The sequence below is a fragment of the Achromobacter semiaridum genome, from assembly GCF_053543755.1.
Genome location: NZ_JBLVOL010000137.1, coordinates 207,958 through 212,349, shown reverse-complemented (window position 1 = coordinate 212,349; position 4,392 = coordinate 207,958). Strand labels below are relative to the sequence as shown.

The following is a 4,392-nucleotide window of genomic DNA, read 5'->3' as shown; positions in this document are numbered from 1 at the left end:
CCCCACCCGCGCCGCTGGGGGAAGCGCGCCACGCAAGCATCGCGGCTAGCGGTCGCCAAGGGTCCTGATTTCGTCGTATAGCGCGCGGCCGATCCACACGCCTTCCTGTTCGCTCTTGGCGCGCGCCTTGAAGCGGCGTTCGGAAGGCAGGCGGGCGCCCTGGCCGCTGATGGCGTCCAGCATGGCCTCGGCGGCGTCGGCGTTGGCCGGCGCCAGGCCACGGCCCAGGATGTTCGGGTCCAGCGCGATCACCAGTTCCCCGTGCAGGGGCGTGCCGCCTTTGCCGGCATCGTGCGCTTGCGATTGCATGCTGGTCCAGTCCCCGATCAGCGGGCCGGCCAGCAGTTCGATCATCGTGGATAGCGCGGAGCCCTTGTAGGAACCGAACGGCAGCATCGCGCCCGCCAGCCCGGCGGCCGGGTCGGTGGTGGGCCGGCCTTCTGCATCGATTGCCCAGCCTTCGGGAATGGCGCGTCCGGTGCGGCGGTGCAATTCGATTTCACCGCGCGCGACCATACTGGTGGCAAAGTCGAACACGTAGGGGTAGGGGCCGGGGCGTGGCCAGGCGAAGGCCAGGGGATTGGTGCCGAACACCGGACGCGTGCCGCCCGCCGGGGCCACCCAGCTATGGCTGGGCGTCATCGCCCGGCCCGCAAGGCCATGCTGCGCAATGGCTTCGACTTCGGGCCACAGCGCGGAAAAGTGGAAGCAATTGTTGATGGCCAGCACGGCCACGCCGTTGCGCCTGGCCTTGTCCACCAGATGCGGCAAGCCTTCCTGAAACGCCAACAGGGAATACGCGCGCTGCGCGTCCACCTGCACGACGGCGGCCGTGGGGTGCGTGACGTTAGGCAACGCTTCGGGGTCGACCAGGCCGGACTGCAAGGTGCGCACGCAACCGATCAGGCGGTACATGCCATGAGACTGGCAGTCATCGCGCTGACCCGCGGTGATCGTTTGCGCGATGGCCTTGGCGTGCGCGGTTGAAAAGCCATTTCGACTCAACACGTCAAGCGATAACTCATAGACCTCGGTGATCGAGAGATTGACCATGTCGGTGTTCACATTACCTCCGGGTTTGCATTGCATGGCCCCGGCCGGCGATGCGGACGGGGTCGAATCAAAGCGGCGCGGGGCAGTCTGCGCTTGGCCAGTGTAGCGAGGTACGGGGTCGGCGCAATGCGCGAGAGAACGCGCGCGGCATGGCACTGGGGATCAGTCTGATTGCGACCTGAAAATGTCGCGCCGGAACAAGTCGTGGTTGCGGTTGTGGCGGTGCGTCAATTAAAGCGCGGGGCATCTTCTGCAAGGGGGTGGAACGAGTTTTGCAATGCAGCAATACAAACCGCGTTCGCTTTCCCGGCAAAGGGCATTTTTCTGATTTATCAGAGCGCCAATTAAGCATCTTCCTAGTTAAATCCGCGCATCTAAATCGTATCGTTCAAGGACTCGCACCAACCCATCCCCGCGGCATCGTCTTGCCGGGGTTGGCGAGCCCCGTGGTCAGGGTGCGGTGTGCCGTGTCCTGGCAGTCATCAAGGCTTCGGCGGCATATTGCGTGCGTGGCGTATCCCCCATTCGAATGGATCGTCGCGCCGCCTTTTCAGCCGCCAAATTCATCTTCACAAAAGGAATACGCATGAAGCGCAGTATCGTGACATCCCTTGCCGCCTCCGGCTTGCTGCTCGCCGCGTTTGCTCCGGGCGCCAGCTTTGCCGCCGGCGGTACCGTCAATTTCTTTGGCACGATCAGCGACGTGACGTGCGACGTCGAAGGCAGCGCGGGTGGCGCCAATGGCGTTACCGAGGTGCCTTCGTTCGGCACGGTCAACCCGAAGGACGTTGTGAACGGGTCCGCGCCCGAACGCGACTTCCAGATCAAGGTGCACGGCTCTGCCGACTGCACCAACGACACCAAGGTGCGGCTGCAATTCCATGCCAACCACCCGAACGTCGACAAGGTCACGGGCAACCTGAAGCTGGTGGGCGCAACCCCGGCCGCCGGCGTGCAGATTCAGATCCGCAACAATCGCAGCGACGCCCCGGTCAATATCGCGCCGATCCGGCTGGGCATCACCGATCCCAACCCGCAAGTCGCCGAGGTCAAGAACAATCAGGCCATCCTGTATTACTCGGCCAAATATGTGGCACAGGATCCCGCCGCCACCGCGGTCGGCATGGGCGACGGCGATTCGTTCGTCACCTACACGCTGCGCTACAACTAAGCTCGGCGACAGCAATGAAAACGATCATCGGGGCGCTTGCCCGCCATGCGTTCACGCGCGGGCTATCGCTCGCTTTGGTCCTGTGCGCCTGGGCGGTTCCCGCCCAGGCCGCATTGGTTTTGCAAGGCACTCGCCTGGTCATCAAGTCCGACGCGCGCGATGCCATCATGATTGTCCGCAACAACGGGGCAAGCCCCGTGCTGGCGCAAAACTGGGTCGACGACGGCAAGGAAGGCGTGCTGCCCGCCGAATTGCGCCTGCCGTTCGTGTTGACGCCGCCGATCATGCGAATTGAGCCCAACAGCGCTGCGAACATCCGCATCAGCTACACCAAAGAGCCGTTGCCGTCCGACCGCGAATCCCTGTTTTATCTGAACGTCGTGGAAACGCCACCGCGTGATCCAGCCGCCGTCAATGTGCTGCAATTTTCCTTTCACACGCGCATCAAGATTTTCTTCCGGCCCGCCACGCTGCCCGACGAGGCCGCGATGGCGCCCGACAAGCTGACCTGGAAACTAGTCGGCGGCGCGGGTGGAAAACGCCAGCTTGAAGTCACCAACCCCACGCCGTTTCATGTGTCGTTTGCGCGTGTCGGGCTGGTGTCGGGTGGCAAGACGATTGCCGTGGATAACGGCATGGTCGCGCCATTCGCAACAACCAACTTTCCGCTTGCCCAGGGTGCTACGGGCTTGCAAAAAGGTCTATCCACCGTCCAGTACGAAGCTATCAACGACTTCGGCGGGCGGCGTGCACTCAACAAGCAATTGCTTGACTGAGTTTCTTCCTGGCCCTGTCGGTGGAGTCTTCCTGGTTTGATCAACGTTCGAATTGCGCGGGCATCCGTGCGCCATTCCGCTTTTGCTCCCTTAAGGGGACGACGACGTATCCGGCCTGCAAGGCGGGCGCGCTGCTGCCTGCTGGCCGCCGCCTGCGTGTGGGGCGGCTGCGCATCGGGGCAAGACGAAATTGCGATCTTCGACCCCCACATGCTGATGCAGGAAGTGGGCGGCGCCACGATAGACACGCGTCGCTTCCAGCGCGTGAACTTCGCGGAACCCGGCATGCACCGCCTGGACTTGTATTTCAATGGCCAATGGCGCGGTGTCGACGACGTCGAGTTTCGCAATGTGCCGGGCCACGACAGCGCGGTGCCCTGCTATGACGCGCTGATGCTGGAAAGGGGCGGGTTGGATCTGGGCAAGGTGTCGCGCGCGGACGGCGTTGAGCCGCTGCCCGAGGTGCTTGCCTGCGACGACTTGGGCCAGTATGTGCCCGGCGCAAAGATCCGGGTCGATATGGCGCAGCTGGCCCTGTACGTGACGTACCCCGAGTATCTCCAACGGCTGGCGGCGTCAAACCGCTACGTGGACCCGTCGCAGTGGGACAGTGGCATCACGGCCGCACGGCTGAACTACAACACCAACGTATTCACCACCGAAAGCAATGGCCGCCGCATGACGCGTGGCTACGCCGGTATCAACGCCGGGCTGAACCTGGGCGCGGTGCGCCTGCGCCACACGGGGTCGGCGTCCTGGTCGCAGACCAGCGGCGCGCGCTATCAAGCCAGTTCCTATTATTTGCAGACCGATATCCCGACCTGGAAATCGCAGTTGCTGGTGGGTGAAAGCTCAACCAGCGGCGAACTGTTCGACGCCGTATCGTTCCGGGGCATGCAGCTGGGCAGCGACGACCGCATGCTGCCCGAGACGATGCGCTATTACGCGCCCATCGTGCGGGGCACGGCCAACAGCAACGCCAAGGTGTCCGTGTACCAGCGCGGCTTTCTTATCTACGAGACCACCGTGGCGCCCGGCCCGTTCGCCATCGAGGACGTGCGCGCCGCCAGCTATGGTGGCGACCTTGACGTGCGCGTGACAGAGGCCGATGGCAGCCTGCGCAGCTTTGTGGTGCCGTTTGCCACCATCGTGCAGCTGTTGCGCCCTGGCGTGACGCAATACAGCGTAACGGCCGGGCGCGGCCCGACCCGGGCTTGCGCGGCAGTTCGCGGTACGTGTTGCAAGGCACGCTAAAGCGCGGCGTGGGTGACGCGGTGACCGGCTACGGCGGGCTGGCGTTTACCGACCACTATGGGTCCGCGCTGCTGGGCGCCGCGATGGGCACCACGATAGGCGCCTTCGCGTTTGACGTGACGGGCGCGCGCGCGAACC

At 64.0% G+C, this 4,392-nt stretch carries 3 protein-coding genes and 1 pseudogene; 3 read left to right on the top strand and 1 reads right to left on the bottom strand.

What is annotated here, in order from left to right; translation table 11 throughout:
* Positions 1-45: 45 nt before the first annotated feature.
* The gene (locus ACNPP0_RS29435) at positions 46-1,053 is read right to left on the bottom strand and encodes an Ldh family oxidoreductase (RefSeq protein WP_448707908.1); all 1,008 of its coding nucleotides are present in this window, start codon (positions 1,051-1,053) and stop codon (positions 46-48) included.
* A 586-nt stretch (positions 1,054-1,639) separates the two neighbouring features.
* Between ACNPP0_RS29435 and ACNPP0_RS29430 the strand changes: the two genes are divergently transcribed.
* The 3 genes and pseudogenes from ACNPP0_RS29430 to ACNPP0_RS29420 all read left to right on the top strand — a co-directional run.
* Positions 1,640-2,224: a fimbrial protein gene (locus ACNPP0_RS29430; protein ID WP_332611746.1), complete on the top strand. Its 585-nt coding sequence runs from the start codon at positions 1,640-1,642 to the stop codon at positions 2,222-2,224.
* 14 nt (positions 2,225-2,238) lie between these two features.
* A complete protein-coding gene (locus ACNPP0_RS29425) occupies positions 2,239-3,000 on the top strand; it encodes a fimbrial biogenesis chaperone (protein WP_448707870.1) in 762 nt (253 codons plus the stop codon).
* Between the two features lie 210 nt (positions 3,001-3,210).
* Positions 3,211-4,392, top strand: a pseudogene (locus ACNPP0_RS29420) (fimbria/pilus outer membrane usher protein); the annotation flags it as partial.

Coding starts and splice junctions, on each gene's coding strand:
- ACNPP0_RS29435 (WP_448707908.1), bottom strand. CDS start 1,053: ATGGTCAATCTCTCGATCACCGAGGTCTATGAGTTATCGCTTGACGTG.
- ACNPP0_RS29430 (WP_332611746.1), top strand. CDS start 1,640: ATGAAGCGCAGTATCGTGACATCCCTTGCCGCCTCCGGCTTGCTGCTC.
- ACNPP0_RS29425 (WP_448707870.1), top strand. CDS start 2,239: ATGAAAACGATCATCGGGGCGCTTGCCCGCCATGCGTTCACGCGCGGG.